Annotated in this window: 14 protein-coding genes; 5 read left to right on the forward strand and 9 right to left on the reverse strand. The window is 74.2% G+C overall.

The features are described from left to right. The first annotated feature begins 55 nt into the window (after window positions 1–55). Both FRCN3DRAFT_RS49185 and FRCN3DRAFT_RS51055 read left to right on the forward strand, forming a co-directional pair. Window positions 56–4,048 (forward strand): serine/threonine-protein kinase, encoded by a 3,993-nt coding sequence (locus FRCN3DRAFT_RS49185; protein WP_007515520.1) that lies wholly within the window; start codon window positions 56–58, stop codon window positions 4,046–4,048. A gap of 406 nt (window positions 4,049–4,454) precedes the next feature. Then, window positions 4,455–4,853 (forward strand): hypothetical protein, encoded by a 399-nt coding sequence (locus FRCN3DRAFT_RS51055; protein ID WP_027140286.1) that lies wholly within the window; start codon window positions 4,455–4,457, stop codon window positions 4,851–4,853. On the opposite strand, the gene FRCN3DRAFT_RS49190 is transcribed toward FRCN3DRAFT_RS51055, so the two are convergent. The 3 genes from FRCN3DRAFT_RS49190 to FRCN3DRAFT_RS0205435 form a co-directional block, all read right to left on the reverse strand. Further along, entirely contained in the window at window positions 4,744–6,285 is a 1,542-nt protein-coding gene (locus tag FRCN3DRAFT_RS49190) for a sensor domain-containing phosphodiesterase (RefSeq protein ID WP_007515518.1), read from the reverse strand. The genes FRCN3DRAFT_RS51055 and FRCN3DRAFT_RS49190 overlap by 110 nt on opposite strands. Before the next feature lie 686 nt (window positions 6,286–6,971). Beyond that, entirely contained in the window at window positions 6,972–7,178 is a 207-nt protein-coding gene (bldC, locus tag FRCN3DRAFT_RS0205430) for a developmental transcriptional regulator BldC (RefSeq protein ID WP_007515517.1), read from the reverse strand. A gap of 151 nt (window positions 7,179–7,329) precedes the next feature. Beyond that, a complete protein-coding gene (locus tag FRCN3DRAFT_RS0205435; protein ID WP_007515516.1) occupies window positions 7,330–8,160 on the reverse strand; it encodes a DUF8083 family protein in 831 nt (276 codons plus the stop codon). A gap of 274 nt (window positions 8,161–8,434) precedes the next feature. Here FRCN3DRAFT_RS0205435 and FRCN3DRAFT_RS0205440 point away from each other — a divergent pair, with 274 nt between their 5' ends. Continuing rightward, complete coding sequence (locus FRCN3DRAFT_RS0205440) at window positions 8,435–9,556, forward strand: Glu/Leu/Phe/Val family dehydrogenase (protein WP_007515515.1); 1,122 nt, start codon at window positions 8,435–8,437, stop codon at window positions 9,554–9,556. 226 nt (window positions 9,557–9,782) lie between these two features. Continuing rightward, window positions 9,783–9,980, forward strand: coding sequence for a DUF3073 domain-containing protein (locus FRCN3DRAFT_RS0205445; RefSeq protein ID WP_007515514.1), 198 nt, complete (start codon window positions 9,783–9,785; stop codon window positions 9,978–9,980). Between the two features lie 399 nt (window positions 9,981–10,379). Here FRCN3DRAFT_RS0205445 and purM read toward each other — a convergent pair whose 3' ends face one another. The 3 genes from purM to FRCN3DRAFT_RS0205460 form a co-directional block, all read right to left on the reverse strand. Beyond that, a complete protein-coding gene (purM, locus tag FRCN3DRAFT_RS0205450; protein ID WP_007515513.1) occupies window positions 10,380–11,561 on the reverse strand; it encodes a phosphoribosylformylglycinamidine cyclo-ligase in 1,182 nt (393 codons plus the stop codon). After that, window positions 11,558–13,423, reverse strand: coding sequence for an amidophosphoribosyltransferase (gene purF / locus FRCN3DRAFT_RS42795; protein WP_007515512.1), 1,866 nt, complete (start codon window positions 13,421–13,423; stop codon window positions 11,558–11,560). The genes purM and purF overlap by 4 nt, the downstream gene beginning before the upstream one ends. A 336-nt stretch (window positions 13,424–13,759) precedes the next feature. Then, a complete protein-coding gene (locus FRCN3DRAFT_RS0205460; protein ID WP_232793929.1) occupies window positions 13,760–14,584 on the reverse strand; it encodes a sterol carrier family protein in 825 nt (274 codons plus the stop codon). A 184-nt stretch (window positions 14,585–14,768) separates the two neighbouring features. Here FRCN3DRAFT_RS0205460 and FRCN3DRAFT_RS0205465 point away from each other — a divergent pair, with 184 nt between their 5' ends. Further along, window positions 14,769–18,524, forward strand: coding sequence for a sacsin N-terminal ATP-binding-like domain-containing protein (locus FRCN3DRAFT_RS0205465; RefSeq protein WP_007515510.1), 3,756 nt, complete (start codon window positions 14,769–14,771; stop codon window positions 18,522–18,524). Window positions 18,525–18,534: 10 nt separating this feature from the next. Here FRCN3DRAFT_RS0205465 and FRCN3DRAFT_RS0205470 read toward each other — a convergent pair whose 3' ends face one another. The 3 genes from FRCN3DRAFT_RS0205470 to FRCN3DRAFT_RS0205480 form a co-directional block, all read right to left on the reverse strand. Then, complete coding sequence (locus FRCN3DRAFT_RS0205470; protein WP_007515509.1) at window positions 18,535–19,491, reverse strand: TauD/TfdA dioxygenase family protein; 957 nt, start codon at window positions 19,489–19,491, stop codon at window positions 18,535–18,537. 101 nt (window positions 19,492–19,592) lie between these two features. Continuing rightward, window positions 19,593–20,792 carry an LLM class flavin-dependent oxidoreductase gene (locus FRCN3DRAFT_RS0205475; protein ID WP_027140288.1) on the reverse strand — a complete coding sequence of 400 codons (1,200 nt, stop codon included), beginning with the start codon at window positions 20,790–20,792 and terminating at the stop codon, window positions 19,593–19,595. 88 nt (window positions 20,793–20,880) lie between these two features. Then, on the reverse strand, window positions 20,881–21,921 hold the full coding sequence (locus tag FRCN3DRAFT_RS0205480; protein ID WP_007517022.1) for an ABC transporter substrate-binding protein: 1,041 nt from the start codon (window positions 21,919–21,921) through the stop codon (window positions 20,881–20,883). Between the last annotated feature and the right edge of the window lie 54 nt (window positions 21,922–21,975).

Raw genomic sequence — 21,975 nt, forward strand, 5'->3', positions numbered from 1 at the left:
CCTCGTGGGGCTGCTGACCCGGTTTGCCTCCTCGCGGCCCGCCGCTCGAGGCACCATGCCGGACGAGGGCGGAACCGTCACGGTCGTCGAACCGGAGCCGGGAGCGCCGCTACGCCCCCGCGACCCCGTCTTCGTCGGCTCCTACCGAATCCTTCGCCTACTCGGTGAGGGCGGCATGGGAACCGTCTATCTGGGCGAGGCCCTTGACGGCCGGCGAGTAGCGGTAAAGGTCATCCAGTCGGAGTACGCCCGGGACCCCGAGTTCCGCGAGCGGTTCCGCGCCGAGACCGCGCATGCCCGCCAGGTCTCGGAGTTCTACACCGCCGAGGTACTCGACGCCGACCCGGACGCCGCGTTGCCCTACCTGGTCACCGAGTTCGTCCCCGGGCCGACGCTGCGCGCCGCCGTGACGGCCGGCGGTCCGCTGGGCGCCGACGACCTCGCCCGCCTGGCTGTCGGCATGGCCGCCGCGCTGACCGCCATCCACGCCGCCGGGATCGCCCACCACGACCTCAAGCCGGGCAACGTCCTGCTCGGACCGTCCGGGCCGCGGGTCATCGACTTCGGTATCGCCAACGGCTTCGCCGGCCCGGCGGTCAACCACAACGGACGTGGTGGCGGGCGGGGGCGCGGCCGGGGCCGGGGGCGCGGGCATGCCCACGACGCGGCTCAGATCGGTACCCCCGGCTACATGGCGCCGGAGCAGGCCCAGGGCGAGGAGGTCGGGCCCGCGGCGGACGTGTTCGCCTGGGCGGCGGTGATGACCTTCGCCGCGAGCGGGACACCACCGTTCGGCGAGGCCCCACCGGAGGAGCTGCTGCGGCGGGTGGGGCGGGACAGCCCGGACCTGAGCTCGCTGCCTCGCGACCTCGTCCCGCTGGTGCGCAAGGCGTTCAGCAAGGACCCTCAGGACCGTCCCTCCGCCGCCGACCTCCTCCTCACGTTGATGGGTGAGAAGTCGGCGGAGCACCGCTCGCCCGCCCCCCAGACCGTCCCGCGGCGCACGGCCATCGGCCCGGCCAGGCCGCCCGCGTCCTCGCCGGCGCCCGCGGCGCGGCCTGGGCGAGCGCTGCCCGCGGCGATGACGCCGCCGCCAGCGCTTGCCCGGCCGGTGCCGCCGCCTCTCGCCTCACCGCTGCCGCCGCTCCCCCTGCCGCCGCTCCCCTTGCCACCGCTGGTTCCGACACCGCTCGCGTTGCCGGTGGCGACCGCCCCGCCAACCGACCAGAACCAGGATCTGGACCAGGACCTGGCCACCCGAGGGCCGATCGCCGGGGCGGTCGAGACGGCCACCGCGGCATCGGGTCCCGGCACGCCGACCGAGACCGAACCGATCTCCGTGGAGTCGGCCTGGGACGCGTCGCCGCTCCCGCCGGCCGAACGGGATGAGCGGGCCGAACGGGATGAGCGGGTCGGAGCCATCTCCGGCGTCGACGACAGCGACGTCGACGATGGTGATGCCACCGCGCTCGGCGAGGGCACGGCCGCGAACCAGCCAGCAGGCCAGCAGGTGGGCCAGCCAACGGACCAGCCAACGGATCTCGTGTCCGCGCCGGCCACCGGCCTCGCCGCCGCCGCGTCCGAGGCCGAGGCCGAGGCCGGCATGATCGATTCTGCCCCGGCCTCGGACGATCTCGACGCTCCGGCCGGTGCGCGCGCCGGTCACGAGCTGGCTGACGTCGCGGACGGCGATGCTCGCCCCCGGGCCGGCGAAGACGCCTCGGGCGGGTTCGTCGTGGAGCTCGCGGACGTCGATCCCCGCGAACCACTCGACGTCCCATTCCACGCCGTGCCCGCCGTGGACGCGCCTCCTTCGGAGGTGGTCTCGGAGGTGGTCGTCGACGGTATCTCCGACGATGCGCCCGCGGACGGGCCGGTTCTCGGCATCGCCGCGGAACCAGTCCTCGACCTCGGCATTCCCACGCCGGCGGCGGCCCAGTACCCCGTCCTCGACCCGCGGCCCACCGCCACCGGCCTGGACATCGGCGACCCGCTGGACATCTCGCCGACGGACCCGCTGGGAATCGGCGACCTCGTCGGGGCCTTCCCTGACCCGTCACCGGCCGCCGACGAACCGGACATGGACGACCTGGTCGCCTCGGCGGTCCTCGACATCCCCGCGCCGAGGTCCACTCACCTCGCGAGGGTTCTTTCCGCCTCCAGCGACGCGGTGGAGCCGACCCCGGCGGCGCCAGCGGCCGCGGACGAGCCGGTGACGGACGAGCCGGCCGCGGACGAGCTGGTGGATGTGGTGCCGGCGGTCCCGCCAAGGCCGGACGCCTTCGTCAGCACCGAGCCGCTCGCGGACGTCGACATCGTCATCGAGGACATCGACGACGTCCCGGGAATCACCGAGATCACCGTCGCCGAGGTCGCCGCGGCACAGATCACCGTCGCGCAGGTCGCCGACCCCGTCGCCGCGCCGGCGGCGGTCGAGGCCGAGAACGAGGCGCCGAAGGACGACGCACCGCTGGACTACTCGCTCTCGTACGACTCGTCCCGGGACGATGCGGGGACGCCGGACGACGAGGAGGCCGAGGCCCCGTCGGCGCAGGCCGCCCCGGGCCTCGAGACCCCCGCGGCCATGGGGACCGAGCTGGTGCTCGCGCCGCGGTTCGACCCGGTGGCGGCCATCACCGAGCTGCTGCCCCCCGACGTCCTCGCCGCCCGCGCCGCCGCGACGGAGATCGACGTCGACGGCGTGATCGACGTGGGGCCGGGCTGGATACAGGAGACGGGCGGGAGGCCCGAAGCGACGCTCCAGCCCATCAGGATCGCCGAGCTGCACGCGCTCTGGGACGGCGAGGTCGATCTCGACCCGACGACGAGCGCGGCGGACGAGGCCGCCGAAACCGCCCTGGCCCTCAGGCCGGACGCCTCCCTGGCCGATCCCGGGATCGCCGCCGGATCAACGAGCCCGGCCGGCGAGCTCGCGGCGTCGTCGCGGGCGTTGCCGGCCGTGCCGGAGTCCTCGACGGCGCTGGCGACCTGGTCCCCCACTCCCCGCTCCCCCGCGACGGCCGCTTCCGATCGCGGGACGTTCGGGCCGGCTCCGCGGGCCCTGGCCGCCGGTACGTCCAACGGGACGTCGTCGTCCGAGACGGCCGCCGAGGAGATGGACGACGCGACGGTCGCCACCGCGGAGACAGCCGACACCCCGGCTCGGGCTCCCGGCGCGCGGGCCCGCGCGCGGGCCGCTCGTCGCGGTGCCCGCCGGCGGCGGGTCACCACGATCATCGTCGCCGCGGTCGTCGCGCTGCTGGCCACGTTGGTGCCACTCGCCCTGCGTTCGACCGATGGTGCCGCGACGGTGGATACGACCGACGCGGCGAACGCGTCACCCGCGTCCTCGGTAGCGCCCGGCGCCGGCGCCGGCGCTCCGGGCGCGAGCGGCGCGCCCGCCGCCGGTGCTCCCTCCCCGTCCACCGCGGCCACCGCCGCACAGCCGCCGCCGGCGGCGGCCAGCAGCCCGGCCGCGGCCGGGGGCGCGCCGGTGGACGCGAAGGCGCGGCCGGGGGTCCCGGGGCTGTGGCTGCAGTCGGTGCCCGCCGGAGTGACCGTCAAGGTCATCGCGCCGTTCGACGGTGGCGCGGTGACGTCGTACCGGGTGACGGCGAACCCCGGTGGGGTACGCGAGCTCACCAAGCCGGGCATCTTCCAGGTCTCGGTCAACGGATGCGCCGAGGTCAGCGTGACCGTGCAGGCGATCGGCCCGGGAGGCTCCTCGTCGGCGTCGTCGCCGGTGAAGGCCCGTGGCTGCGTGCCGCCCGGCGAGCCGCGCGGGCTGCTGGCCATCCCGGACGGCCACGGCCACCTCATCATCAACTGGGATACGCCGGCCAGCGTGGGTGGGAACCAGATCTCGCTGACCTATGAGCTGACGATCTACCGGACCGGCCCGGCCGGTGTCACCTCGGAGACGGTCAGCGTGACCGGCCACAGCTACACCCGGACCGCGCCCGGCCCCGCCGACCCGTACTTCCGCGTCACCCTCGCCGCCCGCAACACGGCCGGCGTCGGCCCCGCCGTCCTCGCCTGGGGCCAGTAGGGCACGCATCGCGCCCCGCTCATCACGCGCTGGGGACGTCGGCCGCCCCGGCCGACGTCTCCAGCGGGGGGGGCGGCCGGCCGAGACGTCGGCGCGGGCGCCATCGGTCGGCGGTGGCCGGTGCCTCGCGCACGCATACACCGGGGACGGGCCGGACATCCATGGACGGATTGGCCTGAACGTGACCGGGGGAGAGGCCCGGCGAGGGGCCGCCAGGCTGCACACTGTGGCGATGCCGGGACTGTTGCTGCCCCTATCCGCCGGTTTCCCCGTCTTCGGTCTGCACCCTGGTCTTCTCGAGCCACGCTGGCTGGAGCTCTGGGATACCCGACGGCCTCGCTCGGAGCAGGTGTGGCGGGTTTGCCTTGGCCACGGCGACGCGACGCACCTGGGGCCGAGAGTCATCGTGACGACGGTGCCCCGGCTGCCCGCGATCCAGGTCGGAGAGGTCCACTACACCCCGACGGTGGCCGACGACGCGATCGGCTGGGCGCAGCAGAGCATGCTGCACGCGGTGGCCCCGGACTTCCCGGCGGACTCGCCGGACCGGCAGGAATGGTGGCGGTACCAGCTGGAGCTGGCCGGCTGGCTGTCGGGCAACCTGGACGCGGAGGACTGGACGGCGGTCTCGGTCCCCGTCGACGGGGTGGAGCTGCCGTTCTGGGTCCGCCAGCACGGCCCCGCCTGGGCGGCCTTCACCGAGACGGACGGTGGCTGGATCGCCTTGGACGGCATTCACCTCGGATTGCAGGGTCTCGCGCTGAGCACGGTCCGGGTTGCCGACTACCAGCCGATAACGGTCTGAACGACGGCGACGCCGCCGGCCGGGCGATGTGGTTTCCCTGGCCGAGCCGGACCCGGGTCGCGCGCAGGGTGGTCAGCTCGGCCTCGGTCTCGATGCCCTCGGCGAGCACGCTGGCGCCGATCTCGTCCGCGATCTGGATGAGCGCGTTGGCGACGGCTCGGCGCGCCGGATCGGCGTCGATCCCATGGGTCAGGTAGTGGTCCATCTTCACCAGGTCGGGCCGCAATGCCAGGAACCGGGAAAGACCCGCGTACCCAGAGCCGATGTCGTCCGCACCGATCCGTACCCCACGCGCGCGCAGCTCCGCGAGCGTGCGGAACACCTCCGAATCGTCCTCGATCCGGGTGTGCTCGGTGATCTCCAGCAACAGCCGGCTCGGCTCGACGTCCTGGATCAGCTCGAGCAGCTCCGGTCCAATGGTGCCCGGAGAGACGTTGACCGACATGAACACGTCCGGCGGCAGGTGCGGCAGGTAGGCGAGCGCGGCACGCACGGCGGCGAGCTCCAGCTCGGTACCGAGCCCGACCGCCGCCGCGCAGGCAAACCACCGCTCCGGCTCACTGGCGCCGACCTCGACGGGTTGGCGCCAGCCGCCCGCGCGGTCCCGGACCGCGGTGACGGTCGCCCGGGCCGCCACTGGCACGTCCGCCGCCGGCAGATCACCAGCTGTCCGGGTGCCCTCACCGCCTGCCTGGGTGCCCTCGCCGGCCGCTGCCCGGGCTGACTGGATGCCCTCGCCGCCCGCCGCGTCGACCCGTGCGCCGTCCTCCTCGGCGGTAGTGGCTTCGGTGGCTTCGGTCACGTTGGACGGGAAGCGCGCCAGCGCCTCCACGCCCACGATCCGGCCACCGGCGCCGAGATCCGCGATCGGCTGGAAGACCATGGTGGGGCCGCCGCCGTCGATGACCTCGCTGACCCGATCCCAGAACGCGGTACGCCGCTCCCAGACCCGGTGCAGGTCCGACACGGAGTCGGTGATCACCTCGGCGACCAGGCGAAGGAACCGCCCGTCACGTTCCTGCAGGTCGGGGCGCGGGGCGTGGGACAGCGCCGCGAGCACGCCGTAGGGCGACCCGTCGCGCTCGAACACGGGCACCGCCGCGTACGCGCCGGCCCACGGTTCGCCGGTTGACGGCAGCGTTCCGGCGGGCATCTGCGCGCGGACGTCACGGATGATGTCGGGGCATTCGCCCGCGAGCACCAGCGTGTGGTGGCTGGCTACGCCGCGAAGGGTCGCGCCGGGGACGACGCCGAACGACTCGCCGTCGCCGTCGAGCGCCTCGATGACGACGAGATCCTCCTCGGCGCGGGCCAGCCAGGCGACATCCATCCGCAGCCGGAGCCGCACCGTCTCCAACAGGTCGGCGATGGTGCGATCGGGCGTCGGGACATCGAGAATCGGCCCAAACGTCCAGCTCCGCTCCCTGGGCACGGCTCACCCCCGAAGCAGCATTCCCCGCTGCCCGGGTTGGTCACCTCCCGGCGAGCACGCCCCGCCTGGCTGGTCGCGCCGCGTCGAGCGGCGCCGAGCAGCCCGCTCCGCGGCGAACACGGCGAACACTGCGAAACCGACGGAAACGGGCGCGGACGAGATCGGGCGGCGCGCCTGAGGCGCGCCGCCCGTCGTCCAGGTGGTGCCGTGCTGAACATCTGACCGGCACGCGCCCCGCCGCTGCGGGCCAAAGACAGCCCGACGGGTCGCGTGGGTCAAGCCGCGTCGATCAGAAGCGGGACAGGAACGTGAGCTGGGTGCCCGGCGGCCGGTCACGGCCGGGCCGGGCACCCCTCGAACGCCTGAAGATTCGCAGGCCACTGAGACGCCTGCCGGCGCCTCAGGGTCCCGCCGATCCGGCTGCCAGTAGCGGCAGCCTCGACCTGGCCGGACAACCCTGGCGAGGTCTGATGAATCGGTGGGACGGGCGAGCACACCGCCGGTACAGCACGCCGAATAGCCCGACGGCCCGGCCATTCGGCCGGGATCGTCGGCGCTGGCAGATCGACGTGCCGTACCGGAGACCCACCCCTTCGGTACACAGCGCGCCCGTTGTCACGCGGGCTAGCGGGAAGCCACCCGAAAGGTGGCGAACAGGACACCGTGTACCGAGCTGGTCGATGCGCCTAGAGGTCACCGCCCATGTTGGGGACCCCCTTCAGCAGGGCCCGAACCTCCGCCTCCCGGTAGCGCCTGTGGCCACCAAGGGTGCGGATAGACGTCAGCTTCCCAGCCTTGGCCCACCGGGTGACAGTCTTCGGATCAACCCGAAACATCGTCGCCACCTCGGCCGGAGTCAGCAGGGGCTCGGCGTCCGGCGTTCTCGTCGTCATTGCGTTGGCCTCCCGTCACAGAGCGTCGCTCCGTCCCATACAGATCGTGCATCCTTCGGGGGCATTTCGGACATGGCACGTCGGGACCATCTGCTGACTAGTCACAGCTCGTCCGAAGCGGGCGGCGACTCAGCGTTAGCAAGCCCGCCGATCAGCTGGCGGATTCCCTTGTCTGCAAGGGGCGCCATCTGACCAGCACGCGCTCATACGCCTCGGTCGCCCGGTCCGTTCGCCCTTGGCGTAACGCTCTGACCGCCTCGGTGAGGTCTTCGACGGAGCTGTCGCCGCGCAGCACCTCGTCGTCGAGCAACTCGACCAGACCGTCGTAGTCCAGCTCGACCCTGCTCCGCGGGTGGAAGGAGTCCAGCCAACGAGCCAGCTCCGTCACGCCCTCGACGGCGGAGGCGTCCGGCATGGCGGCACGCATGGCGGCGAGCGTCTCGACCGCCTCGGCGACCCGCCGCCGGGCGAGCCCGATCTCAGTCCGGTAGATCATGGAGCGTTCGGCCGTGTCGCCGGTGACCAGCAACCGCTCGGCCGGGTCGAAGAGCAGGAACCAGGAGGTGGGCACCGACCAGGTCGACGTCTGGATGTGGACCTTCAGCTCCGGGCGGCGGGCGCGCCAGCGGTCCAGCTCGCTCTCAGCCGGGTCGACGATCCGACGTGGCAGGAAGACCTCGGCGATCCGCTCGGGCATCCCACCGCGGAACTCCAGCGCCGCCTGCCACACCCGCAGCTGCGTCGACCACGGGCAGACGAACATCAGACCGTCGACCATCTGCACGAACGCGGACTCGCCAGCGACGTCCAGCGTCGGGCGCAGCGTCGCGACCAGCGAGACCATCCGTTCCCTGCGAGCACCCGCGCGGCGCGACGGCGGCGCCGTGGCCGCGAAGCGCTGCCAGCGCAGCCGCTCGGCCGGCGAGAACGCGGCAAGCGGCTCATAGACGCGCAGGTACGCCGCTGGAGAGACGACAGGCACCGTTCTAACCCCCCTCCGGGCCGATCCGCCGACGCGAGGCTATCCCGTAGAACGAGGGCGCGAAGCGCCCCATCGCCAGACTCTCCGCGCCCGACGGCCATGGTCCTCAGCTCGACGGGGCACCGGACACGATCCACCCAGGGATCCGGCCGGCGATCCGGCCGGCGGCCCGGGCCCAGCGGCCCGAGCCCATGCGTTCAGGGGTCGACGCGGCCCGGCTGGTGGCGGCGGTCGCACGGCGCCGACGGCCGGCACCGCGCCGTAGGGTTCGGCCATGACAAAGGTGTCTGCGTCCGCGTCGAACCTGGTCGAGGGGACGGGGGTCAGCTCCTCGGTCTTCGACGCCGGCGCCGAGCACGAACAGGTGGTCTTCTGCTCCGACCCGACCTCCGGGCTGCGCGCGATCATCGCCATCTACTCGACCGCGCTCGGCCCAGCGCTCGGCGGCACCAGGTTCCACCCCTACCCGGACGAGTCCGCGGCGCTAGCCGACGCCCTGGCGCTGTCCAGGGCGATGGCCTACAAGGCAGCCTGCGCCGGCCTCGACCTCGGCGGCGGCAAGGCGGTCATCATCGGTGACCCGGCCAGGGACTCCTCCGAGGCGCTGCTGCGCTCCTACGGACGGTTCGTCGCCTCTCTCGGCGGCCGCTACATCACCGCCTGCGACGTCGGCACCTACCCGACGGACATGGACATCGTCGCCCGCGAGGCCCGGTGGGTCGTCGGCCGCTCGCCGGCGCACGGCGGGTCCGGGGACTCGGGAGTGATGACGGCCTACGGCGTCTTCGAGGGCATGCGGGCCTGCGCCGCGCGTCTGTGGGGCAGCCCGAGCCTCGGCGGCCGGACGGTGGCGGTCAGCGGCGTCGGGAAGGTAGGCGCCCGACTCGTCGGGCATCTGCTGGAGGACGGGGCGAAGGTGATCGCTTCCGACGTCAACCCGGCGGCGTTGGCCCGTCTGCACGACGTGCATCCTCAGGTCGAGATCGTGGATCATCCGGACGCGTTGATCGGCGTGCCCGCCGACGTCTACTCCCCGTGCGCGCTCGGCGGCGCGCTCACCGAGGCGACCGTGGGCCGGCTACGCGCCCGGGTGGTCTGTGGCGGGGCCAACAACCAGCTGGCCCACCCCGGCATCGACAAGCTGCTCGCCGAGGCCGGGATCCTCTACGCCCCGGACTTCGTCGTGAACGCCGGCGGCCTGATCCAGGTCGCCGACGAGATCGAGGGTTACCGGCCGGAGCGAACCAAGGCCGCCGTGGCCCGGATCTTCACGACGACTCAGGACGTCTTTGAGCTGGCCGACGCTGAGGGACAGACCCCGGGCGCCGCGGCCGTGACGCTCGCCGAGCGCCGGATCGCGCGGATTGGCCGTCTACGGCGCATCCTGCTTCCCTAGCCACCCGGACCCAGCCGGGAGCACATCGGGCGAAACAGGCAGGTCGGGCGCGGAGAGTCCGACCCGCGAGGCGCGAACGGTGCGCTCAGCACGCCTTCGAGTGACCGCCGCTGACAACTGTCGGGTTGGCGTGCCGACCGGCCCACGATCCCTGTAGTCTCGGTAGGCACGAGACAGTTAGAGCACCGGGGCGGGTCCCCGTCGTCATGTTCGAGGGGGTCGAGCCATGGGGCGCGGCCGAGCGAAGGCCAAGCAGACGAAAGTCGCCCGCGAGCTCAAGTACAACTCGCCGTCGATGGATCTGGACCGGCTCAAGGCGGATCTGGGCGTCTCTGGATCGACCACTCGGGACACCACCGAGGAAGACGATCCGTACACGGATGACGAGGACGACTACAGCTCGTACCTCGACGAGGACGATTAGTCTGGTTCGCTCCGTGCGGGCTGTGTTGCTGGTTCGCTCCGTCCGGGCGGCGCGCTCCGGCCCCGTACTCACGACCTCCGAAATCGGCTTCGCCGATTCCGCAGGGACCCCGTCGCTCCCACGGGACCTCCGCGCGCCGTCCTCCTCCGCTCACGGGCGCTGCGGCGACCTCGCGGAGGCCCAGCCCCGTTCGCTTCGCTCCGGGGCCGGGCCTCCGCGAGGCGCGCCTCCGCGCCGCACGGTCGCCCGCCGCTGAACGTCACCAAACCAAGACCAACCCGATCTGGGGCCTTGCGGCGCCACTTCGCATCGCTCGTGGCTGGGCCTTCGCGCCAGCTCGGGCACGACACGCTCGGACGATGCGAGGTTGGCGTACCTGACGGTGTGAGGTAGGCCTACCTATGGGTGGTCGCCGGTGAGGCGGGCGGTAAGCCCATCCACAGCGGGCTCGGTGCCCTTGCTGTTGTCCGCTTCGGTGACGTGGCCGGCTAGCCAGGCGGGGACACCGCGGGTCGCGAGGACAGCCAGGGCGTCGTCCACGGCCGCCGGCGCCACGACCGCGACCATGCCGATGCCCTGGTTGAAGGTGCTCTCCATCTCCTCCCGGGCCACCGGGCCGCGTTCCGCGAGCAGCGCGAAGATCGGCGGGGGCGTCCAGGTGGACCGGTCGAGCGTGGCCAGCAGGCCCGCCGGGATCACCCGGGCGAGGTTCGCGGCGAGCCCGCCGCCGGTGATGTGCGCGAACGCGTGGACGTCGGTCGCCGCGGCGAGCGCCAGGCAGTCCTTCGCGTAGATCCGGGTCGGTGTGAGAAGCGCGGCACCGAGGGTGGTGCCGAGCGCCGGCTCCTCGCGCCGCAGCACCGCCTGGCCGTCCGGGCCGATCCCCCCTGGGAACTCCGGCTCCACGCGGCCGAACAGCACGTGGCGCACCAGCGAGAACCCGTTCGAGTGCACCCCCGACGACGCCATCGCGATCAGCGCGTCCCCGGGCCGGACCCGCTCGGGCCCCAGGACGTCGTCCGCCTCGACGACGCCGATCCCGGTCGCGGCCAGGTCGTAGTCGTCCGCGCCCATCAGGCCGGGATGCTCCGCGGTCTCCCCGCCGACGAGCGCGCAGCCGGCCTGCTCGCAGCCGGTCGCCACCCCGGAGACCAACAGCGCCACCCGGTGAGGGTCGAGCGAACCGCAGGCGATGTAGTCGAGCAGGAACAGCGGCTCGGCGCCGCAGACCACCAGGTCGTCGACCACCATCGCGACGAGGTCGACGCCGACCGTGTCGTGGACGTCCAGCGCCCGCGCAATGGCGATCTTGGTGCCTACCCCGTCGGTCGACGAGGCGAGCAGGGGCTTGCGGTAACGGCTGGTGTCGAGAGCGAACAGCCCGGCGAATCCGCCCAGCGAGCCGACCACCTCGGGTCGGCTGGCCCGCGCCACATGGCCGCGCATCGCCTGGACGGCCCGCTCGCCGGCCGCGACGTCCACGCCGGCGGCCTGGTACGACGCGCCCCGCGGGGCACCACTGGCCTCGGCCCCGTGGGACGGAGCGACGCGGCCGTCGCCAGGGCTCACGGGCGCGGTCATGGCCGGACGCTCCCAGCCGGCGCGACACCGGCACCCGCGCCACCGGCACGCCCCGCCGACACCGCCGGCGCCTTCGACGCCGGCGCGGGCGAGGAGGCGTCCAGGGCGGACAGGTCCTCGATGCCCTCGAACGTGTCTATGCCGGCCAGCTCGTCGAGGTCGTCGGGCGACGGGTCCGCGCCGTTCATGCCGGCCACGACCCCGCGGCGGAACGCCTCGGCGAGCGCGGCGCTGGTGGCCTCGCCGCTACCCATCGCCTCCAGCTGGTGCTTGCCGGCCAGCCGGTCGGAGTCGGACAGCGGCACCGGGTAGATGCCGTCGAAGCATGCCCGGCACAGCTCGTCAGCCGGCTGGCGGGACGCGGCGATCAGGCCGTCGAGCGAGACGTAGGCGAGCGAGTCCGCGCCGAGCGACTCCCGCACCTGCTCCACCCCCGCCCCGCTGGCGATCAGCTCGGCCCTGGTGGCGAAGTCGATGCCGTAGAAGCAGGGCCAGCGCACCGGCGGCGAGGAGATGCGGATGTGGACCTCGGCGGCGCCGGCCTCGCGCAGCATCCGCACCAGCGCCCGCTGGGTGTTGCCGCGCACGATCGAGTCGTCGACGACGACGAGCCGGCGGCCCTCGATCACCTCGCGCAGCGGGTTCAGCTTCAGCCGGATGCCCCGCTGGCGGATCGTCTGGGACGGCTGGATGAACGTTCGCCCGACGTAGGAGTTCTTGACCAGGCCCTCGCCGAACGGAATGCCGGAGGCCTCCGCGTAGCCGACGGCGGCCGGCACACCGGACTGCGGCACCGGGATGACCAGGTCGGCGTCGACCGGCGCCTCGCGGGCGAGGGCCCGTCCGGTCTCGACCCGGGTGGCGTGCACCGAGCGGCCGGCGATCGTCGTGTCCGGGCGGGCAAGGTAGACGAACTCGAACAGGCAGCCGTGCCGGTCGGCCGGGGCGAAGCGCGCCGAGCGCGGCCCGGTCGCGTCGATGATGACCAGCTCGCCCGGCTCCACCTCGCGCACGAACGTCGCGCCCACGATGTCGAGCGCGCAGGTCTCGCTGGCCACCACCCAGGCCCCGGCTCCCGCCGCCGGGTCGGCGGCGGCCGATCGCTCGGCCCGTTCGTCGGCGCGGCTGTCGAGGCGGCCCAGCACGAGCGGATGGATGCCGTGGGTGTCACGGGCGGCGTACAGCGTCGAGGCGTCCGAGAAGACCAGCGAGAAGGCGCCGCGCAGGCGGGGCAGGATGTCCAGCGCCGCGTCCACGAGCGTCGGGCCGGCATGGCTGGCCAGCAGCGCGGTGATCAGGTCGGAGTCGGTGGTGGCGTGCATGCCGGCGTCCCGGTCGTCACCGAGTTCCTCGGCCAGTTCCATGATGTTGGTCAGGTTGCCGTTGTGCGCGAGCGCGACGCCCTCGCCGAGGCGGGCGGTGCGGTAGGACGGCTGGGCGTTCTCCCAGGTGGACGAGCCGGTGGTCGAGTACCGGGTGTGCCCGACGGCCATGTGCCCGGACAGGCTCGACAGCGTCCGCTCGTCGAACACCTGGGCGACCAGCCCCAGCTCCTTGAACACCACGATCGCGCGGCCGTCCGCGACGGCCATGCCGGCCGCCTCCTGGCCGCGGTGCTGCAGGGCATACAGGCCGTAGTAGGTGAGGTTCGCGACGTCCTCGCCGGGCGCCCAGACCCCGAACACCCCGCAGGCGTCCTGGGGGCCGGCGGCGTCGCGCAGCTCGAGCTCCCAATCCCTGTCGACACGGTCCCGGTCGACACCGGCCCGGGCGGCCGGGCCGGGCAGGCGGCCGGCGGACTGACAGGGACCGGCCGAACAGTGATCACCGGAACCGGAAGCGGCGACTGTCCCCTTGGTCATGGCACCAGGTCTCCTTGCGTGTCACCGTCCGGGATCCGGGCTCGTCCCCGGGCTGACAGAACGGGCGGGCCCGCCAGGCCGCCCGCGCGGGAGCCAGTACGCCAACCCGCCGTAATCGAGATATGGACGGACCGTCCCACCATGAACGCGCCGTCGGCAGCCACTGTCTTCCACGCTAACAGGAGGCGGGTTAGTGGGCATTTCGCTTCGGACCTACCCGTGAGCAGTACCACCACGCGCCCACGCCCGTTCGGTCCACCGAGCGGACGGACGGTCGCCCGAGAGCCGAACGGGGCGAGAGGAGACGGGTGGCTGGTCGCCGGGCGGCTGGATGGGCTACAGGAGCGGGAAGTAGGGACGCAGGTCCGAACGCTCGCCGCTGGCCGTGAGGCGGCCGTCGGCCAGGGCCGCCGACCAGTCCAACCGACCTGCGGCCACCGCGACGAAGGCGACCGGGTCGGCCTCGACGACGTTCGGCGGGGTGCCACGGGTGTGTCTGGGTCCCTCGACCACCTGCGCCGCGGCGAACGGCGGCACCCGGACCTCGACCGACCGGCCGGGCGCCCGCGCGGCGAGCAGATCGACGAGCGTGCGCGTCACGATGCGCAGCGCGTCCCGGTCCGGCGCGAGCCCCAGGTCCAGGCCGTGCACGACTCCCTCGACGCACCGGGTCGCGACGAAGTCACCCAGCCGCACCGGCCCGCCGGGCGAGGTCACCACCTGGTCCCAGGCCGCCGGCCCGCCGGGCTGCCCGGTGGTCGCCGCCGCGAGGGCGCCGCGCGACGCGGCCACCGCCGTCCGCAGCAGCGAGCGCAGCTCGCTCGGGGACAGGCCCGCGGCGTCCGAGCGGGCGGTGTCCGCGATCGTCTCGGCACGGCCACCGACCCCGCCCAGGTACTCGACGGCGTTCGCCGCGCCGACGTCGCCCGCGCGGGCCTCGCCCCGGCCGGCGCCGGCCGCGCCAGCGGCGTCGGTGTCGGCCGTCTGGGTGGGCGACGCGTCGATGAGCGCATGCGCCAGCGCCCCACCAGACCGGGCGCAGTGCGCCACCAGGTCGGCCGTCGTCCAGCCGGACAACGCGCTGGCGGCGGCGAAATCCTCGTCACCCAACGCATCGACGCCGGACACGACCAGGTCCCACTGCTGGATGAAGGCCTCCACCAGTCGAGAGTCGTCCGGCCGCCGTGCGCCCGCTCGTCCAACCACTACTGTCACCTCCGCCGCACCCGACCGGCACAGATGTCCAGCCTAATTCGCGCCAGACCTGGACCGAGGCCGCACAGCGACGGACGGCCACCCACCGCCCAGCCGGCCAGCCGTTTCAGGCGGTGGCGAAGATAGAGCAGTGGAAGCGACGCATCTGGACGCGGCCGATGAGCCGGCGGTTGGTTCCGCCACACCGGCGGAGCCGACCGGCGATCCGTTCGGGACGGCGGCAATCCGTGGGCGGGTGCTCGATGCCTGGGCGGCCTCGCCTGCCCGGTTCCGAGAGGACGCCAACGCCGAGGAGGACGCGGCGCTCGGCGCCTACCGTGACCGCCTCGTCGTCGAGCTGCTGCAGAACGCGGTGGACGCCGCCGCGGCGGCCGGGGTCGCCGGCCGGGTGCTGGTCCGGCTCGCGGGCGACCGGGTGGAGGTCGCGAACACCGGCGCGCCGCTGACCGCCGCCGGCGTGGAGGCACTCAGCACGTTGCGCGCCTCGGCCAAGCGGGACGTCGGCGCCGTCGGCCGGTTCGGCGCCGGGTTCGCCGCGGTGCTCGCCGTCAGCGACGAGCCGTCGATCGTCTCGCGCGACCCGGCCCTGGCCTCGGCCGCGGCCGGCGTGCGCTGGTCCAAGGAGTCGACGGTCGCCGCCGTCCACGAGATCGGCGCCGCGGGGCTGCGCGCCGAGCTCGGCCGTCGCGACGGCGCGGCGCCCATCCTGCGGCTGCCGTTCGCCGCGGCGCGGGAGCAGCCACCGCCGGACGGCTATGACACGATCATCCGTCTCCCGCTGCGCGACGCCGAGGCCGCCGCGACCGCCCGGGAGCTGCTGGCCGGCTTCGACCCCACCCTGCTGCTGGTCCTGCCTGGCCTCGCCGAGGTCATCCTCGACCTGGACGGTGACGTCCAGACACACACCTGCCACTGGGAGTACACCGCGGGTGACGAGTCGGCCGACGAGCCGCCAGCGGCGATGGCCGCCCCCCGCCACGGCGACCCGGCCGACCCCGCGGACGTCCCGCTGGACGCCGCGCTGGAGATCGCGCTGCTCGATGGGGAGCGCTGGCGCGGCTGCGTGCGCCGGGGCACGATCCCGGCGGCGCTGCTCGCGGACAGACCCGTCGAGGAGCGGGCGAGGACCGGCTACGCGGCCCGCGCGATGGTTCGCGACGGGGCCTGGCCGGCGGGGATCCCCAAGGTGGTCCGCGCGCCGCAGCCGACCGACGAGCCCCTGTCGCTGCCGGTGCTGGCCAGCGTCGAACTGCCGTTGGAGCCCTCCCGCCGGCACACGGTCGCCGGGCCGCTGCGCGACTGGCTGACCGACCGTCTGGCCGAGGCGGTCGTCGCCCTGGCCGTCCACCTGGGTACCGCCGGTCCGGCCGGCGCGGGCGACCCCGCCGCGCCCACTCCGGACGGCGACGGCGACGGCCGGGACGAGGACCTGTTCGCGGCGTTCGCGTCGGCGGGCCCGGTGCCCGTCACCGAGCGCCGGCTCGCGCCGGCCGACGCGGATCCGCTGGTCCCGCCGGACCCGCTGGCGGCACTGGAGCTGGTGCCGTCCGGGCTGCCCGCCGGCCCGGTGGACGGCCGGCTGCGCGACGCCGTCGCGCGGATGCTGCCCGAGGTGGGGATCATGCCGGGCGGCCGGCTCGGCCGCGAGTGTGTCGTCTGCGACCTGGGCCCGGCCACGGACGCCGTCACCGCCCTGCTCTCCGCCGCGGGCAGCGGCGCCGTGACCGACCACGGCGCCGCCTCCGACCCGGACCTCGTCGACGCGGAGTTCGACGCCGGCGCCGTCCTCGAGACCGAAGGTCCCGGGGCGGAGGCCGGGGACTCCCACGAGGGCCCGGTCCCGGGGCTGCTGCCGGCGCGCTACGGCGCCCGGCACTGGCGGCGCGCCCTGGACGCGCTGGGCGTGCGCCGGCTCGACAGCGCCGGCCTCGTGGAGGTGCTGGCGGGCGTGCGCCGGCCGCCGGCCTGGTGGTCGTCCCTGTACGCCGCCCTGATCACCGCGCCGGACCGCGACGCCCTCGGCGCCCTGCCGGTGCCGGTCGCGACGGCGGCCGGCGACGACGCGGCGGGCGCGGGGCCGGCGCTGCGGGTGCGGATGGTCACCGGGCCGCGCGGGGTGCTGCTGCCGACCGAGGGTCTGGACGTGCTGGCGCTCGCCGCGTCCGGGCTGCCGTTGCGGGTCGTGCACCCGGACGCCTGTGTCGGCGTCGCCAGGGACGCGCTGCGCACCCTGGGCGCGGTCGAGGGCACCCCGGCCGGCGTGCTGCGCGACCCGGCCGTGCACGAGGCGGTCGTCGACTCCGACCCGGACGACGACCCCGAGGAGCTGCTGGCGCTGGCCACGGCCGTGCTCGCGCTGGTCCGCGACGCGGATCTGTCCCCAGCGGAGACGGCCGCCGGGCTCGACTGGCTCGGCGAGCTGCTCCTGCCGGACATCGAGGGCGAGTTCGCCGCGTCGGCCGAGCTGCTGATCGCGGACGGCCCGCTGGACCGCCTCGTCGCCGGTGACACGCCGTTCGGCATCCTGGCGCCGGAGGTCACCGACGCCTGGCCGGCGAGCGTGCTGGAGGCCGTCGGCGTGCTGCGCACGTTCGGGGTTCTCTACGCGAGCGACGTGACGCTCGACCCGGACGAGCCCGTGCTGCTCGACCTCGACGACAGCGACACCTGGGTCGACGAGGCGGCCGAGTCGCCCGCGCTCGCGCCGGCCAGGGCCACGGCGGCCCGCGCCGGCGGCCTTGGCGCTCCGATGGTGCTGTCCAGCTTCGCCGCCGTGCGTGACCTGGAGCTGGTGGACCCGGCGGCCTGGCCGGAGGCGCTCGCCGAGCTCGCCCAGCCGCCGCTGCGCGACGTCGTGCTCGGCGAGGAGCCCTCGTACACCCGCTGGTGGCTCGCCCGGCACGCCCTGCTGCCCGTCGCGAGCGGGCGGGACGCCGGCGGCGGCGCGGCCGCGGACGATGGCGCCGACGAGTACGGCGAGGACCTCGAGGACGACTACGACCGGGACCGCGACGACCGAGAGGCTTTCGGCTTCGACGACGGCCGCGGCGGGGTGGTTCGGCTGCCGCCGGCGGAGCTGCGCCTGCCGGGCGCCGACCCGCTGCTCGCGGGGCTGTTCGCCCCGGCGAGGCCGCTGCCCGGGGTGGACGCCGAACTGCTGCGCGCGCTCGGCTGCCGCCACACCCTCGACGACGTCCTCGGCGACCTCGCCGGTGTGCTCGACCTGCTCGACCGGCTGGGCGACGCCGATCGGGACGTTCCGTGGCTGTCCGCCAGGGCGCTCTACGTCGCCGCGGTGACCGCCGCGACCCGGCTCGCCGCCGGGCCGGACGGCCGGCCGGGTGGCGTGCTCGCCGACGGCCGGCTGGACCCGCCGCTGGCGGTACGCACCCCACTGGGGGTCGTACCCACCCGCGACGCCGTCGTCCTGGACGCCCCGGACCTGCTCACCCTGCTCGGCGACGCGGCGCCGCTGCGGGTGCCGCTCGACCGGGCGGCCGAGGTCGGCTACGTGCTCGGGGTGCCGCTCGCGTCGGCGGCCGCGGACTGCCCGGTGCTGGATGGCCCCTACAACACGGCCGAGCGCCAGGCGCCGGACGGCACGCCGTACGTCGAGCACGCCCGGCTGGTGGTCGCCGACCTCGCCGGCCGGCCGACGCAGACGCCGTGGCGGGTGGTCGGCGGCATCGGCGGCGAGATCCACGTCGATGCCGCGGGTGGCCCCGACGCGCTCGCCCGCGGGCTGGCCTGGCGGGCCGGCATCTGGCACCGCCGGCATGCCCTGGCCGCCGCCCTGCGCGACCCCGACGGCACCGCCTTCCGCGACGCCGAGGACGACCTGGACGACGAGGCGATCGCCCCCCTCTGGAGCGCCACACCCCGGTGACCGCCCCGGATCAGTCGGTCGGGACGGTGCCGATCGGGGAGTACTCGCTGGCGTCGCCGGCCCGGGCGACGCTGGGCCGGCCGTCCTTGCCGACCGGGATCGTGCCGGCGACGGTCACCCGGTGCACGATCCGCGGGCTGTCGGCGTAGTCGTTGATCGCGTAGTGCTGGGTCGCGCGGTTGTCCCAGATCGCGACGTCGCCCGTCCGCCACTTCCAGCGGACCGTGTTCTCCGGCTTCGCGACCACCTCGGCGAACGCGCGCAGCAGGTCGAACGACTGCGCCTGGTTCACCCCGGTCAGCTGCTTGACGAACCCGCCGAGCAGCAGCGACGGCTCGCCGGTCTCCGGGTGGACGCGCACCACCGGGTGCTCGACCTCGAACTCCTTGGACCGGAACTCGAAGAACCGCTCCTTGAACACCTCGGGCAGGCCCTCGAGGTCCTGCGCGCGCAGCCCGTAGTCGTGCTGGTTGGTGTGGAAGACGCGCAGCTTGTCGGCGGCGTCGCGCAGCTGGTCGGGCAGGTCCCAGTAGGACGAGACGGTGTTCGACCAGATGGTGTCGCCGCCGACCGGCGGGATCTCGACGGCGCGCAGGATCGAGAACGCCGGCGGGCGGTCGGTGAAGGTGACGTCGGTGTGCCACGCCCCGGCCCGGCCGCCCTTCGACGCGTCCAGCTCGTGGATCAGCGGGTAGCCGTCGAGGGACGACTGCGTCGGGTGGGCCAGGGTCAGGTCGCCGAACAGCCGGGCGAACGCGATCTGGCGGTCCGGGGTGAGCTGATCCTGGCCGCGGAAGAACACCACCCGGTGGCGCAGCAGGGCCGCGCGGATCGCCGCGATGGTGGCGGAGTCCAGGTCACCGTCGAGGCGGACCCCGCGGATCTCGGCTCCGATCCGGATCGTCAGCGGCTCGATGTCCAGGGCGACGGCGGTCGAGGCCGGCGCCGGCGAGGTGTCGACGGTCATTTCTCGCTCCTTGTGGAAGGCCCGGCCGACACGTGGGCCGGCCGGGTAGGGCGGTTACGAAGGTCGCGGTGGGTGGCGCGGGCGACGCGGTTGCTGGGAGCTCAGGAGGCGCCGGTCGGCACCGGGCGCTGGCCCCCAGCCGCCTGCCGGGCGGGCGCGGCGGGTGCGGCGGGCGGCTGCGCGGCGGCCGGGGCGCCGTCCGGCGTCGCCAGCAGCCCGCGGCGGCGCAGCAGTGGCAGGACGCCTTCGGCGAACCAGTAGGCCTCCTCCAGGTGCGGGTGGCCGGAGAGGATGAAGTGCTCGACACCGAGCGCGTGCAGCTCCTCGATCCGGTCGGCGACCTCGCTGTGGCTGCCGACCAGTGCGGTGCCCGCGCCGGGGCGCACGAGGCCGAAGCCGGCCCACAGGTTCGGCGCGATCACGAGGTCGTCCGTGCTGCCGGCGTGCAGGGCGGTCATCCGCTGCTGACCGACCGACTCGGCCTGGGAGAGCAGCGAGTGCGCGAACGTGATCGTGGCGGGGTCGAGGCCGCCGAGCAGGTCGTCGGCCACCGCCCAGGCGGCCGCGGACGTGTCCCGGGTGATGACGTGCACCCGGTAGCCGAACCGGAGCTCCCGGCCGGCCTCGGCGGCGAGCGCCCGCATCCGGTCGAGACGTTCGGTGACCTGCGCCGGCGTCTCGCCCCAGAGCAGGTAGACGTCGGCGTGCCGGGCCGCGACCCGCTCGGCGGCGGGCGACGCGCCACCGAAGAAGATCGGCGGCGGGTCGAACGGCTTGCGGGTGGTGGCGCCGACGATCCGGTAGTGCTCGCCTTCGAAGTCGAAAGGCGTGTCGCCCCAGGCACCGCGGACGATCTGCAGGAACTCCGCGGTGCGGGCGTAGCGGGTGTCCTTGTCGTGCCAGTCGCCGAAGCGGCGCTGCTCGTCGGTCTCCCCGCCGGTGACGACGTTGAGCAGCAGCCGGCCGCCGGACAGCCGCTGGTAGGTGGCCGCCATCTGGGCGGCCAGCGTCGGGGTGACGAGCCCGGGCCGGAACGCGACCAGGAACTTCAGCCGCCGGGTCTCACCCAGCAGGGCGGCGGTGGTCAGCCAGGCGTCCTCGCACCAGGTACCGGTCGGGGTGAGCACTGCCTCATAGCCGAGCCGGTCGGCCGCCTTGGCGATCTCGGCGAGGTAGTCGATGTCCGGCGGGCGGATGCCCGCCGTCCGTGACGACCGGTTCGCCTCGTGCGTCAGGGTGGCGGCGTCGAGGTTGCGGCTGTCGCCGGCGGTGGGCAGGAACCAGTGCGGATGGATCGACATCGAGGATCGAGCTCCTACAGGTGGGCCGGGCGGCCGGCGGCGCGGCCGATGGCCCTGCCCGCGCCGGCGGCGCGGGCAGGGCCCGGGATCAGCCGGCCGTGGACAGCGCCACGGTGTCGTTGAACTGGTCGGTCGCGAGATCCGCGATCTTCACCTTGACAGGAATGATCTTGGCGTCGGCGAACGTGTCGGCGACCTTCTGCAGGCGGCCGACCAGCGCGTCGTCGATCACGACGGCCTTCGTCGCGGTGCGGTCGACGAAGACCTTCGAGATCTCGATCGGGACGCCGGCCGCGGTGCCCCAGGCCTGTGCCCAGGTGTCGGCGTGGGCCAACGCCCACTGGCGGGCCTTGCCGACCCGGATCAGCAGGTCACGGATCGCCGCGGCCTTGCCAGGGTCGGCGATGACGTCCGGCCGCGACACCTCGAAGGCGAGCCCGGTGGACAGCCCGCCGGAACCGTCGACCAGGATCTTGGCGCCGTTGAGCTGCTGGGCGACGGCGGTGTACGGGTCCCAGATCGCCCAGGCGTCGACGCTTCCGCTGCCGAACGCGGCCAGGGCGTCGGGTGGCTGCAGGTAGGCGGGCTGGATGTCGTCGAACGTCAGTCCGGCCTTCGCCAGCGCCGTGAGCAGGTGGTAGTGCGCCGACGAGCCCTTCGCCACCGCGACCTTCTTGCCCTTCAGGTCCGCGAGGGTCTTGATCGGCGAGTCCTTCTGCACGACGATCGCCGCGCCGGTCACGTCCTGCTGGTAGGCGGCGACCAGACTGATCTTGAAGCCGGCGGCCGCGGTGAAGATCGGCGGCGTGTCGCCGACGCCGCCAAGGTCGATCGCCTTCGCCGTCAGCGCCTCGAGCAGCGGCGGGCCGGAGGTGAACTGGCTCCACTCGATCTTGTACGGAACGTCCTTGAGCTCACCGGCCGCCTCCAGCGCGGCCTGGATGCCCGCCTTCTGGTCACCGACCTTCAGGGTCACCTTGCTCAGGTCGACCGCGGCGGCGCTGGTGGCGGCCGGCGCGGCGCCGGCCGGTTTGTCGTCGCCGGACGAGCAAGCGCCGAGGCCCAGGACCGCGACCGTCGCGGCCAGCGGAACGGCGGCCCCCCGAAGGCGGCGGGCGAAGGGGGACATGTCGGTTCTCTCCTTGTGAATCTTCGGAGCCCGTGCCGTCGGTCGGCCAGGGCG

This window comes from Pseudofrankia saprophytica (genome assembly GCF_000235425.2).
GTDB lineage: Bacteria > Actinomycetota > Actinomycetes > Frankiales > Frankiaceae > Pseudofrankia > Pseudofrankia saprophytica.